Below are 905 nucleotides of genomic sequence, written 5' to 3'. Positions count from 1 at the left end.
CGCGCCGTCGCAACGGGCCGTGGAAAACGCGCGTCTTGTTACGCGGATGCAGTCACTACAACGACACCATCACGGCCGCTATGGTCGCCGGCGCATGCATCGGACACTACGCGGCGAAGTCGGCATGATCAACGAGAAGAGAGTTGGTCGTCTGATGCGTCAACACGGTTTGCAAAGCAGGTTGCGTCGACGCTACCGGGTTGTGACCACCGACTCCCGGCATGCGTATCCGGTCGCGCCCAACATGCTGGCTCGCGACTTCGAGGCGAGCGCGCCCGACCGCAAGTGGCTCGTCGACCTGACCTTCGTGGCGACCGACGAAGGCTGGTTGTATCTCGCACTGGTGCTGGACCTGTTCAGTCGCAAATTCGTCGGCTGGGCGATGAGCGAGCGCATCGATGAGGACCTGACACTGCAGGCGCTAGTTATGGCGCTGGACTGGCGCCACCCCACGGGCGAGCTCATGCATCATTCTGACAGGGGATCCCAGTATGCGGCAAACGAGTACCGCGAAGTCCTCGCCGCACGCGGCATCACCGTCTCAATGAGCCGCAAGGCGAGTTGTTGGGATAACGCACCAATGGAATCGGCTAACGGCACCGTAAAAGTCGAGTGCGTGTATGCAGAGCACTACGCCACGCGTGAACAGGCCCGGTTGTCCATCACGGAGTACCTCGCGTACTACAACACTGAACGCCTGCATTCGTCGTTGGATTACGTGAGCCCGAGTGAATTCGAGCGGCGCTGGCGCGCCGGGAATCAACACAAGGAGGAACCCACGTCATAATGAGTGTCGAGTTACCCACCGCCGGCCGACGTCGTGGTCGTAACAGGCGACCCGCCGGCCGGCCGTGGATAACTCTCGAAAGCCAGTTCATGGCGTCCACAGAATGGGTACCGCTTCA

At 61.1% G+C, this 905-nt stretch carries 1 protein-coding gene; it reads left to right on the top strand.

Annotated elements, in window-relative coordinates; genetic code table 11:
• The coding region (locus PQR02_RS40555) for an IS3 family transposase (protein WP_408243408.1) at positions 1 to 787 on the top strand (787 nt) is incomplete at its 5' end.
• Positions 788 to 905 lie beyond the last annotated feature (118 nt).

Origin of the sequence: Paraburkholderia sediminicola (assembly GCF_046026895.1) — a bacterium.
Classification (GTDB): Bacteria; Pseudomonadota; Gammaproteobacteria; order Burkholderiales; family Burkholderiaceae; genus Paraburkholderia; species Paraburkholderia sediminicola_C.
This window is presented reverse-complemented; position numbering and strand designations above follow the sequence as displayed.